The organism is Sphaerimonospora thailandensis, from assembly GCF_016863115.1.
GTDB lineage: Bacteria > Actinomycetota > Actinomycetes > Streptosporangiales > Streptosporangiaceae > Sphaerimonospora > Sphaerimonospora cavernae.
Window position 1 is genome coordinate 55,078 of sequence record NZ_BOOG01000018.1, and the last position, 17,387, is coordinate 72,464.

Annotated in this window: 16 protein-coding genes; 11 read left to right on the forward strand and 5 right to left on the reverse strand. The window is 70.6% G+C overall.

Features of this window, described 5'->3' with window-relative positions; all coding sequences use genetic code 11:
- Window positions 1-108 precede the first annotated feature (108 nt).
- From Mth01_RS10770 to thpR, 4 genes are all read left to right on the forward strand, one after another.
- The gene (locus Mth01_RS10770; RefSeq protein WP_239089548.1) at window positions 109-1,581 is read left to right on the forward strand and encodes an NCS2 family permease; all 1,473 of its coding nucleotides are present in this window, start codon (window positions 109-111) and stop codon (window positions 1,579-1,581) included.
- A gap of 161 nt (window positions 1,582-1,742) precedes the next feature.
- Window positions 1,743-2,186 (forward strand): MarR family winged helix-turn-helix transcriptional regulator, encoded by a 444-nt coding sequence (locus Mth01_RS10775; protein ID WP_204015342.1) that lies wholly within the window; start codon window positions 1,743-1,745, stop codon window positions 2,184-2,186.
- Between the two features lie 20 nt (window positions 2,187-2,206).
- On the forward strand, window positions 2,207-3,487 hold the full coding sequence (locus Mth01_RS10780; protein ID WP_204015344.1) for an MFS transporter: 1,281 nt from the start codon (window positions 2,207-2,209) through the stop codon (window positions 3,485-3,487).
- Window positions 3,450-4,001 carry an RNA 2',3'-cyclic phosphodiesterase gene (gene thpR, locus Mth01_RS10785; protein ID WP_204015346.1) on the forward strand — a complete coding sequence of 184 codons (552 nt, stop codon included), beginning with the start codon at window positions 3,450-3,452 and terminating at the stop codon, window positions 3,999-4,001. Before Mth01_RS10780 ends, thpR begins: the two co-directional genes overlap by 38 nt.
- A 33-nt stretch (window positions 4,002-4,034) precedes the next feature.
- Here thpR and Mth01_RS10790 read toward each other — a convergent pair whose 3' ends face one another.
- On the reverse strand, window positions 4,035-4,520 hold the full coding sequence (locus Mth01_RS10790) for a hypothetical protein (RefSeq protein WP_204015348.1): 486 nt from the start codon (window positions 4,518-4,520) through the stop codon (window positions 4,035-4,037).
- Window positions 4,521-5,106: 586 nt separating this feature from the next.
- A complete protein-coding gene (locus tag Mth01_RS10795; RefSeq protein WP_204015351.1) occupies window positions 5,107-6,075 on the reverse strand; it encodes an aldo/keto reductase in 969 nt (322 codons plus the stop codon).
- 284 nt (window positions 6,076-6,359) lie between these two features.
- Here Mth01_RS10795 and Mth01_RS10800 point away from each other — a divergent pair, with 284 nt between their 5' ends.
- A complete protein-coding gene (locus Mth01_RS10800) occupies window positions 6,360-7,427 on the forward strand; it encodes a hypothetical protein (RefSeq protein ID WP_239089549.1) in 1,068 nt (355 codons plus the stop codon).
- 38 nt (window positions 7,428-7,465) lie between these two features.
- Here Mth01_RS10800 and Mth01_RS10805 read toward each other — a convergent pair whose 3' ends face one another.
- Window positions 7,466-7,900 (reverse strand): CBS domain-containing protein, encoded by a 435-nt coding sequence (locus Mth01_RS10805; protein WP_204015353.1) that lies wholly within the window; start codon window positions 7,898-7,900, stop codon window positions 7,466-7,468.
- Window positions 7,901-8,007: 107 nt separating this feature from the next.
- On the opposite strand from Mth01_RS10805, the gene lhgO reads away from it, so the two are divergent.
- The 6 genes from lhgO (at window position 8,008) to Mth01_RS10835 (ending at window position 15,781) form a co-directional block, all read left to right on the forward strand.
- On the forward strand, window positions 8,008-9,198 hold the full coding sequence (lhgO, locus tag Mth01_RS10810; protein WP_204015550.1) for an L-2-hydroxyglutarate oxidase: 1,191 nt from the start codon (window positions 8,008-8,010) through the stop codon (window positions 9,196-9,198).
- A gap of 12 nt (window positions 9,199-9,210) precedes the next feature.
- Window positions 9,211-9,924 (forward strand): response regulator transcription factor, encoded by a 714-nt coding sequence (locus Mth01_RS10815; RefSeq protein WP_204015355.1) that lies wholly within the window; start codon window positions 9,211-9,213, stop codon window positions 9,922-9,924.
- Window positions 9,925-9,931: 7 nt separating this feature from the next.
- Window positions 9,932-11,326, forward strand: coding sequence for a sensor histidine kinase (locus Mth01_RS10820; RefSeq protein WP_239089550.1), 1,395 nt, complete (start codon window positions 9,932-9,934; stop codon window positions 11,324-11,326).
- A gap of 131 nt (window positions 11,327-11,457) precedes the next feature.
- Complete coding sequence (locus Mth01_RS10825) at window positions 11,458-12,183, forward strand: response regulator transcription factor (protein ID WP_204015553.1); 726 nt, start codon at window positions 11,458-11,460, stop codon at window positions 12,181-12,183.
- A gap of 104 nt (window positions 12,184-12,287) precedes the next feature.
- Window positions 12,288-14,045, forward strand: coding sequence for an ABC transporter (locus Mth01_RS10830; RefSeq protein WP_239089551.1), 1,758 nt, complete (start codon window positions 12,288-12,290; stop codon window positions 14,043-14,045).
- Window positions 14,042-15,781, forward strand: a complete 1,740-nt coding sequence (locus Mth01_RS10835; protein WP_204015365.1) for a GTPase — start codon at window positions 14,042-14,044, stop codon at window positions 15,779-15,781. The genes Mth01_RS10830 and Mth01_RS10835 overlap by 4 nt, the downstream gene beginning before the upstream one ends.
- On the opposite strand, the gene Mth01_RS10840 is transcribed toward Mth01_RS10835, so the two are convergent.
- Both Mth01_RS10840 and Mth01_RS10845 read right to left on the reverse strand, forming a co-directional pair.
- Complete coding sequence (locus Mth01_RS10840; protein WP_204015367.1) at window positions 15,739-16,863, reverse strand: SPFH domain-containing protein; 1,125 nt, start codon at window positions 16,861-16,863, stop codon at window positions 15,739-15,741. The two genes, Mth01_RS10835 and Mth01_RS10840, sit on opposite strands and share 43 nt — an antisense overlap.
- A complete protein-coding gene (locus tag Mth01_RS10845) occupies window positions 16,856-17,299 on the reverse strand; it encodes an NfeD family protein (RefSeq protein ID WP_204015369.1) in 444 nt (147 codons plus the stop codon). Before Mth01_RS10845 ends, Mth01_RS10840 begins: the two co-directional genes overlap by 8 nt.
- Window positions 17,300-17,387: the final 88 nt, after the last annotated feature.

A 17,387-nucleotide genomic window follows, 5' to 3' on the forward strand; every position in this document is an offset into this window, starting at 1 on the left:
CAGGTCATGCCCTGCTGCGACAAATCGGTCACGAAGCCACTACGCTGCTTTCCTGCCCCTTTTCGCAGGTGGTATCCGCCTGACCCGCTGCGGCTAGTGAGTGAGACCGTGACCAAACCCCTCAATCCCCTTGATCGTTTCTTCTTCATATCGGCGCGTGGCTCGACCATCGGCCAGGAGGTCCGCGGCGGATTCGCCACGTTCTTCACGATGGCCTACATCGTCGTGCTCAACCCGATCATCATCGGTACGGCCGCGGACAAGACCGGCCAGTTCCTCGGGGGCGGCGAAGCCCCCAACCTGCCGCTGGTGGCGGCCGCCACGGCGTTCGTGGCGGGCATTCTGACGATCGCGATGGGCGTGTTCGGCCGGGTGCCGTTCGCGCTGGCGGCCGGGCTCGGCCTGAACGCGTTCGTGGCGTTCGGCATCGCGAACCAGATGTCGTGGGAAAGCGCGATGGGCCTGGTCGTGCTGGAGGGCATCGTCATCGCGATCCTGGTGGTGACGGGCTTCCGCACGGCCGTCTTCCACGCGATCCCGGCCCAGCTCAAGACCGCGATCAGCGTCGGCATCGGCCTGTTCATCGCGCTGATCGGGTTCGTCGACGCCGGGTTCGTACGGCGCATTCCGGATGCGAGCAACACCACGGTCCCGGTCAAGCTGGGGGTGGCCGGCAACGGGTCGCTGACCGGGTGGCCGACCTTCGTCTTCGTGATCGGCCTGCTCATCATGGCGTTCCTGGTCGCCCGCAAGGTCAAGGGCGCGATCCTGCTCGGCATCGTCGGCACGACCGTGCTCGCGATCGTCGTGGAGGCCATCGCCAAGCTGGGTCCGCAGGTCGCCGAGGGCAAGCCCGCGAACCCCGACGCGTGGTCGCTGATCGTCCCGGCGTGGCCGTCGAAGGTGTTCGAGTTGCCGGACCTGTCGCTGCTCGGGCGGTTCGACCTGCTCGGAGGTTTCGCCCAGATCGGCGGACTCGCCGCCGTGATGTTCGTCTTCACGCTCATGCTCGCCGACTTCTTCGACACGATGGGCACGATCGTCGGCGTCGGACGCCAGGCCGGCCTGGTCGGCCCGGACGGCACCGTCGAGCGCACCCGCGAGATCCTGCTGGTGGACTCGCTCGCCGCCGCGGCGGGCGGTGCGGCGAGTGTGTCGTCGAACACCACGTACGTCGAGTCGGCCGCCGGCGTCGGCGAGGGCGCCAGGACCGGGCTGGCCAGCGTGGTCACCGGCCTGTTGTTCCTGCTGGCGATGTTCTTCGCGCCGCTGACCGAGATCGTGCCGTTCGAGGCGGCGACCCCGGCGCTCGTGATCGTGGGCTTCCTCATGATGACCCAGATCAAGGAGATCGACTTCAGCGACTTCGAGATCGCGATCCCGGCGTTCCTCACGATCGTGCTGATGCCGTTCACCTACTCGATCACCGCGGGCATCGGCGCCGGCTTCGTCAGCTTCATCGCGATCAAGGCATTCCGTGGCAAGATCCGGGAGATCCACCCGCTGATGTGGATCGTGGGCGTGCTGTTCGTCGTCTACTTCACGCTGGAGCCGATCAAGAGCCTGCTCGGCGTCGGCTGACGGGAGCCCGAGGGCGTACGGCTCGGCCGCCATGGTGAGGTGATCACCATGGCGGCCGTTTTCGTGCGCACTCCGGGGTCGCAGAGCGTCGGCGGCGACGAACGTGCCCGCGATTCGTGGAATGCCCGTGCGTGCTATATAGTTAGCAAAGGTAATGAGTTATGCTAATGAACCCAGAGAATCTGCGCAGCGATGCGGGGCTCGCCGCGGCGCTGCGCGTGTCACTCGCGCGACTGACGCGGCGGCTGCGCAGGCAGGCCGCCCACCACTCGCTGACGCCCACCCAGTTCGCGACGCTGTCCGCGGTCGGGCGCCACGGCGCCATCACCCCCGGCGAGTTGGCGGAGCACGAGAAGGTGCAGCCGCCTTCGATGACCCGCGTGATCGCCAAACTGGTGGAGCGGGGCGTGCTGGAACGCAGGCCGCATCCGACCGACCGGCGCCAGGTGACGGTCAGCCTGACGGACCAGGGGGCGGTGCTGCTCAAGGAGGAGCGCCTCGCCAAGGAGGCGTGGCTGGCGCAGCGGATCCGGGAGCTGACGCCGGAGGAGAGGACGACACTACGGGCGGCGGCGCCGATCCTGGAGAAGCTCTCCAAGATGTAGGAGGCCGGGAGGCGGGAGGGATGTTCCGCTCGCTGCGGAACCACAACTACCGGCTGTTCGCCATCGGCGGCGTCGTCTCCAACACCGGCACCTGGATGCAGCGGACCGCGCAGGACTGGCTCATCCTCGATCTCACCCGCGGCAGCGGCTCGGCCCTCGGCGTGACGGTGGCGCTGCAGTTCCTCCCCGTGCTGCTCTTCGGGCTGTGGGGCGGCATCGTCGCCGACCGCTATCCCAAGCGCCGCGTGCTCGTCGCGGCCCAGTCGCTGCTCGGCCTGCTCGCGCTGATGATGGGCGTCCTCGTGGTGACCGGCACGGCGCAGGTGTGGCATGTCTACGTCATGGCGTTCCTGCTGGGCCTGGTCGCCTGTGTCGAGGTGCCGACCCGGCAGTCGTTCGTCGTGGAGATAGTGGGCCGCCGCGACCTGCCGAACGCCATCGCCCTGAACAGCTCGTCGTTCAACCTCGCCAGGATCGTTGGCCCGGCCGTGGCGGGTGTCCTGATGTCCTGGACGGGCACCGGGCAGATCTTCCTGCTGAACGCCGCCTCGTTCCTGGCGGTGATCGCCGGGCTGCTGCTGATGCGGCCGTCGGAGCTGCGCACCCCCGAGCCCGTCCCACGGGCCAAGGGCCAGCTCCGGGAGGGCCTGCGGTACGCCGCCGGCCGGCCCGAGTTGCTGCTGCCGCTGCTGATCGTCGCGTTCGCGGCGATATTCACCCAGAGCCTGTCCACCGGCATAGCGCTGATGGCCAGGCAGGTCTTCGGCGCCGGGGCCTCCTCGTTCGGCATCGCGTCCAGCGCGTTCGCCGTGGGGGCGTTCGGCGGCGCGCTGCTGGCGGCCAAGCGGGTCAAGCCCAGCCGGCGGTTTCTGATCGCGGGCGCACTGTGCTTCGGCGTGTTCCAGATCGCCGCCGGGTTCGCCCCCGCCTACTGGGCGTACCTGCTGCTGCTCGTCCCGGCGGGGATGGCCGTGATCACGGTGAACACGACGGCGAACACGTTCATGCAGCTTGGTGCGTCGCCGGAGATGCGCGGCCGGATCATGGGGATGTACGTGCTGGTGATGACCGGGGGAGCGCCGATCGGGGCGCCGCTGGTGGGCTGGCTGGCCGAGCTGACCGGTCCCCGGGTGGCCGTGGCGACCGCCGGGGTGCTGACCGTCGTCGGCGTCGGCCTGGCCGTACTGTTGACCCGGGCGATCGCTTCGCGTGCCGTCACACGCGAGGGGGCATCGGGTGACCGGATGGGGGGACAATCGCCGGGTGAGCAGATTGTTCGTGGCGCTGCTGCCTCCGCCTGAGGCTCTGGCGGAGGTCACCACGGCGGTCGAGTCCGTCCGCGCCGGCTGGCCCGAGCTGCGCTGGATCGATTCGACGCTGTGGCATGTGACGCTCGCCTTCCTCGGCGAGGTGCCCGATCAGGCGCTGCCCGAGTTGAGCGTACGGCTGGCCCGGGCGGCCGCCCGATACCGGCCGGTCACGCTGTCCTTCACCGGGGCGGGAGCGTTCCCGTCGGCCTCACGTGGGCGGGTCTTCTGGCTCGGCCTCGACGCCGTGCCGCCGCTGCCGAGGCTGGCCGACTCGGTCGCCGCCGGCGCGCGGCGGGCGGGGGCCGAGGAGACCGACCGGAAGCGGTTCCATCCCCATCTGACCTTGGCCCGCTCGCGCTACGGCGACGACCTGCGGGGCCTGGTCGGCTCGCTGAGCTCGTTCAGCGGCCTGCGATGGCGGGCCGACGCCGTACATCTCGTCCGCAGCCACCTCGGCTCGTCCGTACGCTACGAACCCCTCGAGGCGTACCCCCTGACGCCTTGAGCGGCGGCTATGCCGTTACGTCCTGCCGGATATCTAAGCGTCGACGAGTTCAGAGGCCGCGGCCTCAAGCCCGGCTAGCTTGGCGCTGACCCGCCGGTCGGTGTCCGCCACCTCGTCGACACTTCTGATGATGCTGTTGAGGAACTCCTCGACTGCTGTGATCAGGTTTTCGGTGACTTCGACCCGAGTCCAGTGGTCTGCGGTCCGATCGCCTCTGGCGAGGGTCAGAACAGCCTCTTTCCCCAGGAAGCGATCTTCTACGAATTGACGTAGCGCGTCGAGAGAGTCGAAGCGGACGTTGGCGGCCACGTCCGCCTCCTCAGGCGTGAGGCAGGTGTACGCCCAAGCCGAGAGGCCCTGTGAACTTTCGAGAATTTGAGTGAACAAGACCAAATCTCGGCCGAGGCTGAAGGTCCCGGTGAGCGGAACCTCATACTCATGCCAGACATCGAGGTCGCTTGCCTCGGGCCTGGGACGCCAGGGCAGGTGTCCTGGCTTGACCAGAGTGTCCAGGCTCATCACCTCACCTCACGTTTCCTTCGTACCCATCGAAGCACTCGGCAAAGCGCTGGATCACTGCCGACGGCCATGGCACATCCTGTCGGTTCAACGGATCATGGGGACAACGTGTGGTGAGTCAGGATCGTTTCATCGGTCACGCACTCCTGTGGAAGTGGGCCGCAGTAGCACGCCGTCCGACGGACGTAGCCACTCGAATCCGAAACGGTCATGGTGGCAGATGGTATACCGGGGTTCACCTCCAAGTGATGCCACGTGGTCCTCGGTTCCGCGCGCCGCCGCGTGACATCTGTCCCGCGCGAGCTCCACGCCTGTCATCCGTGAAGCTCTGCACACCCCGGGGAGGGGGCAGGAATCCCCGGGGGTGTGCACCGTCGAGGGCGGTACGTCACTGACGGCACGAGGCCGTACGCATCGTGGGCGGGTGACTTTGGTCCCTGGTGAGCTCGGCCTTCAGCGCGGTATGAGCACTCGGAGGCCTACCCGTTAGGGTGGAGGCGTGGATCGACCTCGACATTGGGTGCTGCCCGCGGTGCTGGTGCTGCTTTTGCTCATCGTGGTCGTCGGCGCGCTACTCAGGGGCTGATCACCAGGCGTAGTCCTCCGGAGCGGGCCGATGGCCGGGGAAGATCTCGTCCAGGCGGGCCAGCGCCTTGTCGTCCAGCTTGACCTCCAGGGCACGGATGGTGCCGTCGAGTTGCTCGACCGTGCGGGGGCCGATGATCGGCGCGGTGACTGCCGGCCGATGCAGCAGCCAGGCCAGCGCGACGTGGGACGGCTGTTCGCCGAGCTCGTCGCAGAACGCCTCGTACCGCTCGATCTTCTCCCGATTCCTTTCCAGCTCGGTGACCAGGTCGCTCGCGGCGGATCGGACCCGGTCGAGCTTTCGCAGCACGCCGCCGAGCAGGCCGCCGAACAGCGGGCTCCACGGGATCAGTCCGATCCCGTAGTCCTCGCATGCCGGGATGACCTCCAACTCGGGGGCCCGGACGAGCAGGTTGTAGGGGGACTGCTCGCTGACCAGCCCGAGGAAGTTGCGGCGGCGGGCGGTCTCCTGCGCCTTGGCGATGTGCCAGCCGGCGAAGTTGGAGGAGCCGACGTACAGGATCTTGCCCTGCTGTCGCAGCACCTCCATGGCCTCCCAGAACTCCTCGAACGGCGTGTTCCGGTCGATGTGGTGGGCCTGGTAGACGTCGATGTGGTCGGTCTGGAGGCGCCTGAGCGACGCGTCGGCCGCCCGCCTGATGTTCAGCGCGGACAGGCGGCCGTCGTTCGGCCAGTCGCCCATGTCGCCGTAGAGCTTGGTGGCGATGACCGTACGCTCCCGCCGGCCGCCGCCCTTGGCGAACCAGCGGCCGATGATGTTCTCGGTGATCCCCTCACCCTTCTGCCAGCCGTACACGTCGGCCGTGTCGAAGAAGTTCAGACCCAGCTCGTGGGCGCGATCCATGATCGCGTGAGAGTCTTCCTCCGTCGTCTGCGGGCCGAAGTTCATCGTGCCCAGGCAGAGCCTGCTGACCTTGAGTCCGGTGCGTCCAAGCTGTGCGTATTCCATGCCGACCACCATAGGAACATGGAGTGGACTCCAGTCGAGCCGGACGCGCGGTCGTTCACCCAGCGGTTCACCGACAAGGTCGCCCTGGCGGCCTCGTATCACGTCGTGATGCGATTGGCGCATGGCCAAGACGCGTGTCTCTATCAGCCTCGTTACCCGGTGTCGCCGATCGCCGCACCCAGGGGCCCATCGGGGATGATGGCGGCATGCGGAGCGCGGCGGCGGGAGCGGTACGGCAGGCCTGGAGGAATGGCCGGTGCTGTGGGCCGACGCCCTGGAGGCGGATGTCGTTCCTGGTGGCGTTCCTCGCGGTGTCGTTCGTCGTGATGGCGCCGTCGGCTCTGTCGCCTCCGGTGAACGCCCTTCCGGCGGCGCGTACGGCGCAGGCGGGGGATGACGGCGAGCGGCTGCTGTTCGAGTTCCGGGATCCGCGGGTCGACGAGTCGAGCGGGCTCGCGGTCTCGCCGACCCGCAAGGGCATCGTCTACACCCACAACGACAGCGGCGACAGCCCGCGGTTCTTCGCCGTCGGCATGGACGGGCGGACCCGGGCGACGTTCACAGTGGCCGGCGCCGAGGCGCGGGACTGGGAGGCCATGGCGGCCACGGTCGACCCCGATACCGGCCGGGGCGTGCTGTGGCTCGGCGACACCGGCGACAACAACGGGGTCTGGCCGGACATCTCGGTCTACAAGGTGGTGGAGCCGCGGACCATGCGGGACGCGACCCTCCGGGCGACCCGGTACCGCTTCCGCTACGAGGACGGCCCGCGCGACGCGGAGGGCCTGATGGTGCACCCGCGCACCGGCCGCCTCTACATCGTGAGCAAGGAGTTCGCCGGGTCGGTCTACGCGGCCCCCGCCAAGTTGCGCACCGATCGGGTGAACGTGCTGCGCCGCGTCGGCCCGGCCCCCCTCATGGCCACCGACGCGGCCTATGCCCCCGACGGGTCGAGCTTCGTGATCCGCACGTACTTCTCGGCCTCCCTCTATCGAGCGCCCGGCAAGCTTCTCGCCCACCTGGACATGCCGCCGCTGAGGCAGGCCGAGTCGATCACCTACACGCGGGACGGCACCGCGCTGCTCACCGGTTCCGAGGGCGCCTCCAGCCCGGTCTACCGGGTGCCGCTGCCGCCGGAGGCGCGTCCGCACGCCGCCACGCACGCCGCCACGCCCTCCGCCTCCGCCGCCGCGCGTACGGCAAGGCCGACGCCCTCCCGCGCGGCGGCGGCGACGGAGTCGGGACGGTCGGCGGACGGCGGCGTGACCGTGCCGATGGGCCTGTTGTGGATCGCCGTGGCCGTCGGCGCGATCGGCGTCATCGGCGTGATCGCGTACCGGACCGGCCGCTGACCCGATCGCAGGCTCGACCGCCGGCCCGATCGGGCCGGTCAGGACCGCGCGTACACGCGGTGGACGAACTCGGCGAGCTTGCTGTCGGGCAGTTCCTTGGCCAGATCGGCTTCGCTGATCATGCCGGCGAGGCGGCCGTTGTCGATCACCGGCAGCCGCTTGATCTGGTTCTGCTCCATCGTGAGCAGCGCCTCCTCGACGCTGGTCTGGGCGTCCACCCAGACGAGGCCGACGGCCAGCTCGCCCGCCGTGCATTCTTCGAGGTCCTTGCCCTCGGCACAGCATTTGATCACGATGTCGCGGTCGGTGATGATCCCCTTGAGGCGGTCGTCGTCGCCGCAGATCGGCAGTGCGCCGACGCCGAGGTCGCGCATCATCTCTGACGCCCGGCGCAGGCTCTCGTGCTCGCCGATGCACTGCGCGCCCTCGTGCATGACGTCGCCGGCGGATTTCCCGACACCCTGCGTGGTCATCTGTGACCCCCCGAATAGGAGTTGCGGATTGGTTCGAGGGCCCATACCCGGTTTGGGCGCTTGGATTCCGTACCCGTGAGTGCGAGACAATGTGCGGCATGCCGTCCATGCGGATCGGAATCATCGGCGCGGGGATCCTGGGCCTGGCGGTCGCCCGGGAGCTCGCGCGAGCCGGTGCCGAGGTCACCGTGCTGGACAAGGAAGCCCACGTCGCCGCCCATCAGACCGGCCACAACAGCGGTGTCGTCCACGCCGGGATCTACTACCAGCCCGGCTCGCTCAAGGCCAGGCTGTGCCGGGACGGCGTCGCGATGCTCAGGGAGTACTGCGCCGAGCACGGCCTGCCGTACGACGAGGTGGGCAAGCTGGTCATCGCCGCGAACCGCGGCGAGCTGCCGGGTCTGCGGCGGATCGCCGAGCGTGCCCGAGAGAACAGGGTGCCCGGCGTCGCGGAGCTCGACGCGCTGGGGCTGCGCGAGATCGAACCCGGGGCGGTCGGGATCGCGGCGGTCCACTCACCGCACACCGCGATCACCGACTTCGCCGCCGTCGCCCGCGCGTTCGCCGCCGACGTCGCCGCAGCGGGCGGTGCCGTACGGCTCTCTCATCCGGTGCGGGCGATCAGAGAGACCTCGCGCGGAGTGGAGGTGGCGGCGGGGCGGGCCCGCTTCACGTTCGACCGGATGATCTCGTGCGCCGGCCTCGGCACCGACCGGATCGCGGCGCTGGCAGGGGCACCGGGAGACGTACGGATCATTCCGTTCCGTGGTGAGTACTACCGGCTGGCCGCGCCGGCGAGAGGGCTCGTGCGTGGACTGATCTATCCGGTGCCCGATCCCCGCTACCCGTTCCTCGGCGTACATCTGACCAGGCGGATCGACGGTGAGGTCCTCGTCGGGCCCAACGCGGTGCCCGCCCTGGCACTCGAGGGCTACTCGTGGCGGCACGTGTCCGCGCGCGACCTCAGGGACATCGTGGCCTGGCCGGGCGCCCGGCGGCTCGCCGTGGAGCACTGGCGCACCGGGATCCGGGAGGTGTACGGCTCGCTGGCCCGCCGCGCCTTCCTGTCGGCCGCCAGGAGGTACGTCCCCGCGCTGGCGATGGACGACCTGGTCGGGACCGGCGGGGGAGTGCGGGCGCAGGCCGTGGCCAGGGACGGACGGATGGTCGACGACTTCGCCATCGATGTGCGGGGCAGGATGGTTTTGGTCAGGAACGCGCCGTCGCCTGCGGCCACCTCCAGCCTGGCCATCGCCCGCCATATAGCTTTAACCGTGCCCTTACCGCATATGCCCTAGAGTGTGCGCGCCATGGTCACTGAATCTCCTCCCGAAGCCAGGTTGCTGATCGTCGAGGACGAGCCGAACATCCTGGAGTTGCTGTCCGCCAGCCTGCGATACGCGGGATTCGAGGTCCACTCCGCGTCCAACGGGACCGAGGCGGTCGCGGCGGCCCAGCGGCAGCGGCCCGACCTCATCGTGCTCGACGTCATGCTGCCGGACATGGACGGTTTCGACATCGTGCGCCGGATGCGCGGCGGCGGTACCCGCACGCCTGTGGTCTTCCTCACGGCGCGGGACGCCACCGAGGACAAGATCCGAGGTCTCACGCTCGGCGGGGACGACTACGTGACCAAGCCGTTCAGCCTGGAGGAGGTCATCGCGAGGATCCGCGCCGTGCTGCGCCGTACCGCCGGCGACGCCGTGACCTGCCCGCCGCGGCTGACCTTCGCCGACGTGGAGTTGGACGAGGAGTCGCACGAGGTCTGGCGGGCGGACGTCCCCATCTCGCTGTCGCCGACGGAATTCAAGCTGCTGCGCTACTTCATGGCCAACGCGGGGCGGGTGCTGTCCAAGGCGCAGATCCTCGACCACGTGTGGGACTACGACTTCCGGGGCGACGCCGGGATCGTCGAGTCGTACGTGTCCGTGCTCCGCCGCAAGCTCGACAACCGCCATCCCCGGCTCATCCACACCCTGCGCGGGGTGGGGTACGTGATGCGGGTCTCGCCCTACGGCGACTGAGATCGACGTGTCCGGACGAACGCCGCTGCGCATCAGGCTCAGCGCGGCCATGCTCGCGCTGGTCGCCCTCGCGCTGACCGTGTTCGGGGTGAGCAGCATGTCGGTGCTCCGTGACTACCTGATCACACGGGTGGACGGGCAGTTGCACAGCATCGCCACCGACGCCGCGCTGCGGGCACAGCGCGGCCCGAATTCGTTCGGCAGGCTCAGGGTGCCGCCCGACGGACGGGTGGAGGTCCGTGACCGCGAGGGCAGGACCATCCTGGAACAGACCGGAATGGCGGTCGAGGACGTGCCGGGCCCGCTGCCGGTGACATCCACGGTCCCCCAGACGCTTCCCGCCGTTTCGGGTGACGGCCGCTGGCGTGCCAAGATCCTCTCCGTCGACGGGAAGGGCACCGTGGTCGTCGCCATGGACCTGGCCCCGGTCACTCAGATCGTCACCCGGCTCGCGATCATCGAACTGCTGTGCGGCGGCGTCGTCATGACCGTGCTGGCCGTGGTGGGGGTGGTTCTCGTACGGCGCAGCCTGCGGCCGCTGACGGAGATCGAGGCGACGGCCGCGGCCATCGCCCAGGGCCACCTCGGCAGCCGCATCCCCGACCGCGACCCGCGTACGGAGGTCGGCAGCCTGGCGCGATCGCTCAACGGCATGCTGACGCAGATCGAGTCGGCGTTCCAGGCGCGCGCCGGGTCGGAGGCCGCCGCCCGCGAGTCGGAGGCGCGGATGCGGCGCTTCATCGCCGACGCCTCTCACGAGTTGCGCACGCCGCTCACGTCGATCCGGGGATTCGCCGAGTTCTACCGGCAGGCGCCCGAATCCGACGCGACCCGGCTGATGGAGCGGATCGAAGGCGAGGCGTCCCGGATGGGGTTGCTCGTGGAGGACCTGCTGCTGCTCGCGAGGCTGGACCAGCAGCGCCCGCTGCGGCAGCAGCCGGTGGATCTGCTGGCCATCGCGGCGGATGCCGTACACGACGCGCGGACGCTCTGCCCGGATCGGGACGTGTCACTGGTGATGGAAGGGGAGAAGGCGCTGATCGTGTCCGGCGACGAGGTGCGGCTGCGCCAGGTCGTCGGCAACCTCATGAGCAATGCGACCACCCACACTCCCGGCGGGACCGCGGTCACGGTTCGCGTCGGCGCCACCGAAGATCACGCGTACATCGAGGTGGCCGACGAGGGGCCGGGGCTCACCGCTGAGCAGGCGGCCAGGGTCTTCGAGCGCTTCTACCGTGCGGACCCTTCGCGGAAACGGCCCGCGGGAGGGAGCGGCCTCGGGCTCGCCATCGTCGACTCCCTCGTGCGCGCCCACGGTGGAAGCGTGAGCGTGCGGTCGGAACCGGGAGCCGGGGCCGCCTTCCGAGCCGTCCTCCCCCTGGCCCCCGAGGCCCTGTCCTGACCACCCACCCCCCACGGATGGGTCGAGGCCCTGAGCTTCACAGGAAATCCTCAGGAACGGCCAAGGTGGTCCACAGCGGGGTTTGCCAGGGTTTCAGCATTATGAAGCCAGTGACCACCACCATCGGCGCGATGAGCACCGGAAGGTCTGCGAACAGCGTCAGCACCGCGGACGCACCGGCAGGCCGCCTGCTCGTCGTCGACGATGAGCCGAACATCCTGGAGCTCCTGTCGGCCAGCCTGCGGTTCGCCGGCTTCGAAGTGATGACCGCCTCGAACGGCAGCGAAGCGGTGCTCGCCGCCGAGCGGGAACGGCCCGACCTGATCGTGCTCGACGTCATGCTGCCCGATGTGGACGGCCTGACCGTCGCCGATCGGGTCCGCGGGTCCGGGCCGCGGATCCCGGTGGTCTTCCTGACCGCCAGGGACGCGACCGAAGACAAGATCGCCGGACTGAGCAAGGCCGACGACTACGTGACCAAGCCGTTCAGCCTGGAAGAGGTCATCGCGAGGATCCAGGCCGTGCTGCGCCGAACCCGTGGCGAGGACACCCCGGCCCGGCTCGAGGTCGCCGACCTGGCGATGGACGAGGACACCCGGCAGGTGTGGCGGGCGGGACGGCCCGCACGGCTCTCGCCGACCGAGTTCAAGCTCCTGCACTACTTCATGGTCAACCAGGGCAGGGTGCTCTCGAAGGCGCAGATCCTCGACCACGTGTGGCACTACGATTTCGGCGGGGACGCCAACGTCGTCGAGTCATACGTCTCCTATCTCCGGCGGAAGATCGACAGGGTCGAACCGAAGCTCATCCACACGATTCGCGGCGTGGGCTACGTGCTGCGCGCGCCGCGCCGCTGAGCCGTACGGAAGCGCCGGGGAGTCGTACGGAAAGCGGGGAAGCACGGAAGTAACCGGGCGGTGCCGGGCGATTCGACGGCCTTCCTGCGGGAAGGCCGTCTTCTATGACGGGCGACGACGGGCCGCTCGGGACGCAGGGGCTGCTCGAGGCGCTTCAGGGCCTGCGGCGTCACCTCGACCAGGACCTGTTCCCGCTGGCGATCGGTGACGTCGCGGCCGATCGGCGCATGCTCAAGGAGCTGAGCGGGCAACTCGACGACTACCTGCTGCCCCGGCTGGCCGCCATCGACGCGCCGTTGCTGGTCGTCGTCGGCGGGTCCACCGGCGCGGGCAAATCCACGCTGGTCAACTCCCTGGTCGGCGCCGATGTCACCGAGCCCGGTGTGCTCCGGCCCACCACGCTGGCCCCGACCCTGGTCGCCAACCCCGGCGACGTCGCCTGGTTCACCGCCGCCCACGTGCTCCCCGGCATGCCCCGGATGACCGGCGAAGGGGCGGCGGGCGGTGGCCGGGGCGAACCCGGGACGCTCCGGATCGTCGCGTCGGACGGCCTGCCGGCCGGACTCGCCCTGCTGGACGCCCCCGACGTCGACTCGGTCGTCAGCGCCAACCGCGAGTTGGCGGCACAGCTCCTGGCCGCCGCCGATCTGTGGCTGTTCGTCACCACGGCGGCCCGCTACGCGGACGAGGTCCCGTGGGGCTTCCTGCGCCGCGCCCGCGAGCGCAGCACCGCTCTGGCGGTCATCCTCCAGCGGGTGCCTCCGGAGGCGCGCGATCCCGTGACCGCGGACCTGGCCCGCCTGCTCCGGGAGAACGGTCTCGCCGAGGCGCCGCTGTTCACCGTGCCCGAGCTGGATCTCTCCTCGGAACGGGCCAGGCTGCCCGCGCCGGCCGTACGGCCGATCTCCGACTGGCTGGCCGGGCTCGCCGCCGACGCCCGCTCACGCGCCGCGGTCGTACGGCAGACCCTGACCGGGGCGCTGGACAGCCTCGCGGTCCGGGTGCCGGAGCTGGCCGACCGGGTCGACCGGCAGCAGGCCGGCATCGCCGAACTGCGCGACGCGGTGGACGAGGCGTACGCCTCGGCCCTGAGCGGGTTCGACGAGGGCATGCGGGACGGCGTGCTGCTGCGCGGTGAAGTGCTGGCCCGCTGGCAGGACTTCATCGGCACCGGTGACCTCATGCGGTCGCTGCAGTCCCGGGTGGGGCGGCTCCGCGACCGGGTCGCCGCCGTCATCACCGGCCGTCCGCCCCCCGATCGAGAGTTGCGGGTGGCGCTGGAGACCGGCGTCGAGGCGCTGATCCGGGCGGTGGCCGACGGCGCGGCCGAACGATCGGTCGAGTCGTGGCTGGTCCGGCCGGCGGGCCGGGACCTGCTGGAGAAGTCCGGCGTGGCGGTCACCGGCCGTCTCGGCCGCGCCTCCCCCGAGCTGCCCGGCCGGGCCGAGACGGCCGTACGGGCCTGGCAGGGTCACGTGCTCGACATGGTCAGGTCGGAGGGGGCGGACCGGCGGACCCTGGCCAGGGCGGCGTCGTTCGGCGTCAACAGCCTGGGTGTGCTTCTCATGCTGGCGGTGTTCTCCGCGACCGGAGGGATCACCGGCATCGAGGTCGGCATCGCGGGCGGCACCGGCGTGCTGAGTCAGAAGCTCCTGGAGGCGGTCTTCGGCGACCAGGCCGTGCGTGAGCTGACGCGCGCCGCCCGTGCGGACCTCCGGCGCCGGGTCGGCCTCATCCTCGACGAGGAGCGCGTGCGGTTCACCTCCCTGCTGACGGGGATCGGAGGCGCGGCGGACACCGCGGCCCACCTGAGAGAGGCGGCCGGGGCCGTACGGAGGCGACGGGAAAGGCAGCCCCTGTGAAGCTTCTCGGCAGGAAGGCGGAGCTCCCGCTCGACGAACGGCTCGCGGCGCTCGGCGAGGCGGCGGACCTGGCGGAGGGGCGGCTCGGCGGGGCCGCGGTCGACCGGGCACGCGCCGTGGTCGCGCGGGCCGGGGTACGGCGGAGCCTGTCGGTGGAGCACACGGCCGTCGCGCTCGCCGGGGCCACCGGCAGCGGAAAGTCGTCGCTGTTCAACGCGTTGGCGGGGGATGACATCGCCGAGGTGGGGGTGACCCGGCCGACGACGGCCCATGCCCAGGCGGCGCTGTGGCAACCGGGCCGCGCGGAGTCAACCGGCGCGAGGGCGAGCGGCGCGGGTCCGCTGCTCGACTGGCTCGGCGTTCCGCTGCGGCACATGGTCGCGGGCGGGGGAGGCGTCGCGGGCTGGGGAAGCGTCGCGGGTGGGGGAAGCGTCGCGGGTGGGGGAAGCGTCGCGGGTGGGGGAAGCACGGCGAAGCGCGCCGGTTTGGTCCTGCTGGACCTGCCAGATCACGACTCGATCGAGCTGTCGCACCGGCTGGAGGTCGACAGGCTGGTCGGCGTGGTCGACCTGCTGGTGTGGGTGCTCGACCCGCAGAAGTACGCGGACGCGGCCGTGCACGAGCGGTACCTGCGCCCGCTCGCCCGCCACCGGGACGTCATGGTCGTCGTGCTGAACAAGATCGACAGACTGCCCCGGCGGTCGGCCTCCCGCTGCCTGGACGATCTGCGCGGGCTGCTGGCCGCCGACGGGCTGCGGGACGTGCCGGTGCTGGGGGTGTCGGCACGGACCGGTGAGGGCGTCGCCGAGTTGCGCGCCGAGCTCGACCGGCGGGTGTCCCGTCGCCGGGCCTGGGCGTCGCGGCTGGCGGCCGACGCCGCGACGGCCGCTTCCGCGCTGGCGGACGCTACGACGGCCGGTAACGGCTCGGCGGACGGCAGACCGGCCGGCGGCGGGGCACCCGAGGTCCCCGTGAACCGGCCGCGAACTCGGGAGCTCGTCCGGGCCCTGGAGCAGGCGGCGGCGGTGCCGACGGTCGTCCAGGCCGTCGCCAAGGCCCACCGGCACCGGGCGGTCGCCGCGACCGGGTGGCCGGTGACGCGGTGGATGCGCCGGCTGCGCCCCGACCCGCTCCGCCGCCTGCGCCTGTCGGGCGCCGGCGACGGGCGCACCTCGCTTCCGGCGGCGTCCGCCGTACAGGTCGCCGCGATGGACGTGGCGGTACGCGACGTGGGGACCGCCGCGGCGGCCGGCGTGCCGGAGCCGTGGGCGACTTCCGTACGGCACGCGGCACGGTCGCGGACGACGGAGCTGGCCGACGCCCTGGACCGGGTGGTGGCCACCACCTCGGTCGGCGTGTCGCGGACACCCCGGTGGTGGCGGGCGGCGGGAGCCCTGCAGTGGCTGCTGGTCGCCGCCATGGCGGTCGGGGCGCTGTGGCTGGGCGTGCTCTTCGTGCTCGACTACCTCATGCTGCCCCGGCCGCCGACACCCACGGTGGGACGGGCGCCATGGCCGACCGTGCTGTTGGCGGGCGGGGCGGTGGCGGGGGTGCTCGTCGCGTCGCTCTGCCGGGTGGCCGCCTGGCTGGGCGGCCGCCGGAGAGCGCGCAGGGCCGCCCGCGTGCTGCGGGCGGCCATAGAAAAGGTCGGGAACGAGTTGGTCGTCGCGCCCACCACGGCGGAGCTGACGCGCTATGGCCGATTCGCGGAGCGGGTGGCGCTGGCCGGGTCCTGATCTCCGCCGAGCGCGTCGGACCGCTGCGTGCCGGGCAGGCCGGACATGCCGGAAAGATCAGCCTCCCGCCTGCGGGCCTCGATCTGGCGCGGTCCCAGTTCGCTGTCCTCCGCCGCGGCCCTGGCCTCGGCCGCCGCCGCCTCGGCGGCCGCCACGGCCGCGCTGCCCGCCTCACTCCGCTCGCGCTCGCGCGTGGCCGGCGACGGGGGCAGCGACTCGGTGAACGCCTTGGACACGCCCTGAAGCGCCGAGGTCACCTCGCTCGGGATCACCCAGAACGTGTTGCCTTCGCCCTGCGCGAGCTGGGGGAGAACCTGCAGGTACTGGTACGCGAGCAACTTGGGGTCGGGGTCGTTGCGGTGGACGGCCTGGAAGACCTCGTCGATGGCCTGCGACTGGCCCTCGGCCTTGAGGATCTGGGCGGTGCGCTCACCCTCGGCGCGCAGGATCGCGCTCTGCTTCTCGCCCTCGGCGGTGAGGATCTGCGACTGCCGCTGGCCCTCGGCGGTCAGGATGGCCGCGCGCTTGTCCCGCTCGGCGCGCATCTGCTTCTCCATGGCCTCCTTGATGGTCCTCGGTGGGTCGATCGCCTTGATCTCGACCCGGTTGACCCGGATGCCCCACTTGCCGGTCGCCTCGTCCAGCACGCCCCGGAGCTGGCTGTTGATCGTGTCGCGTGAGGTGAGCGTCTGCTCCAGGTCCATGCCGCCGACGACGTTTCGCAGCGTCGTCACCGTGAGCTGCTCGACGCCCTGGATGAAGTTCGCGATCTCGTATTCGGCCGCCCTGGGGTCGGTGACCTGGAAGTAGAGCACCGTGTCGATGTCGACGACGAGGTTGTCCTCGGTGATGACCGGCTGCGGCTGGAACGAGACCACCTGCTCACGCAGGTCGATCAGGCGATGGACCCGGTCGATGAAGGGGATCACGAAGTTCAGTCCGGGGCCCAGCGTGCGGTAGTACCGCCCCAGGCGCTCCACGTTGCCCGCTCTGGCCTGTGGGACGATGCGGATCGCGCGCAGCACCGTGAACACCACGACCAGTGCCACGATGATGCCGCCGATCAGGACAGAATCAACCATGCTCACGCTCCCTCGGATAGACGAGGGCCGTCGCGCCCTCGATCTCGATCACGTCGACGGTCGCGCCGGCGGGGATGACGAGGGTGTCGTCGTAGGCCCTGGCGGACCACTCCTCGCCGCCGATGCGCACCCGGCCGCCGTGCGCGGTGACCTGGCTGGTCACGTAGGCGGGCTTGCCGACGAGCGCGGACACCCCGAACCGCCGGAGCGGCGGCTGCCTGATGAGTCGCTGTGCGAGCGGCCGCGCGACGGCGAGCCCGGCGGTCGAGGCGGCGGCGAACACGGCGAGCTGGAAGCCGACCGGCAGCCCGATGAGGGCGGCTCCCGCCGTGAGCAGCGCCGCCGCGGACAGCAGTCCGAGAGCGGCGGTCAGCGTGAAGATCTCCGCGACTCCCAGCACCGCCGCCAGGATGAGCCAGACGATCCAGGACTCCATTGCCCGCCTCCATAAGCAATAACGAAGTCCGCTAGGTGAGGGTTCCCCTTTAAGTTATCCCTGTCCAGTTCCGTCCGGGGTAACCGTT

Bases quoted from the DNA above. Each gene is read 5' to 3' on its own strand.
- Mth01_RS10780 (WP_204015344.1), top strand. From the start codon at position 2,207: ATGTTCCGCTCGCTGCGGAACCACAACTACCGGCTGTTCGCCATCGGC.
- Mth01_RS10800 (WP_239089549.1), top strand. From the start codon at position 6,360: ATGTCGTTCCTGGTGGCGTTCCTCGCGGTGTCGTTCGTCGTGATGGCG.
- Mth01_RS10845 (WP_204015369.1), bottom strand. From the start codon at position 17,299: ATGGAGTCCTGGATCGTCTGGCTCATCCTGGCGGCGGTGCTGGGAGTC.
- Mth01_RS10825 (WP_204015553.1), top strand. From the start codon at position 11,458: ATGAGCACCGGAAGGTCTGCGAACAGCGTCAGCACCGCGGACGCACCG.
- Mth01_RS10795 (WP_204015351.1), bottom strand. From the start codon at position 6,075: ATGGAATACGCACAGCTTGGACGCACCGGACTCAAGGTCAGCAGGCTC.
- Mth01_RS10830 (WP_239089551.1), top strand. From the start codon at position 12,288: ATGACGGGCGACGACGGGCCGCTCGGGACGCAGGGGCTGCTCGAGGCG.
- Mth01_RS10790 (WP_204015348.1), bottom strand. From the start codon at position 4,520: ATGAGCCTGGACACTCTGGTCAAGCCAGGACACCTGCCCTGGCGTCCC.
- lhgO (WP_204015550.1), top strand. From the start codon at position 8,008: ATGCGGATCGGAATCATCGGCGCGGGGATCCTGGGCCTGGCGGTCGCC.
- Mth01_RS10775 (WP_204015342.1), top strand. From the start codon at position 1,743: ATGCTAATGAACCCAGAGAATCTGCGCAGCGATGCGGGGCTCGCCGCG.
- Mth01_RS10840 (WP_204015367.1), bottom strand. From the start codon at position 16,863: ATGGTTGATTCTGTCCTGATCGGCGGCATCATCGTGGCACTGGTCGTG.
- Mth01_RS10805 (WP_204015353.1), bottom strand. From the start codon at position 7,900: ATGACCACGCAGGGTGTCGGGAAATCCGCCGGCGACGTCATGCACGAG.
- Mth01_RS10815 (WP_204015355.1), top strand. From the start codon at position 9,211: ATGGTCACTGAATCTCCTCCCGAAGCCAGGTTGCTGATCGTCGAGGAC.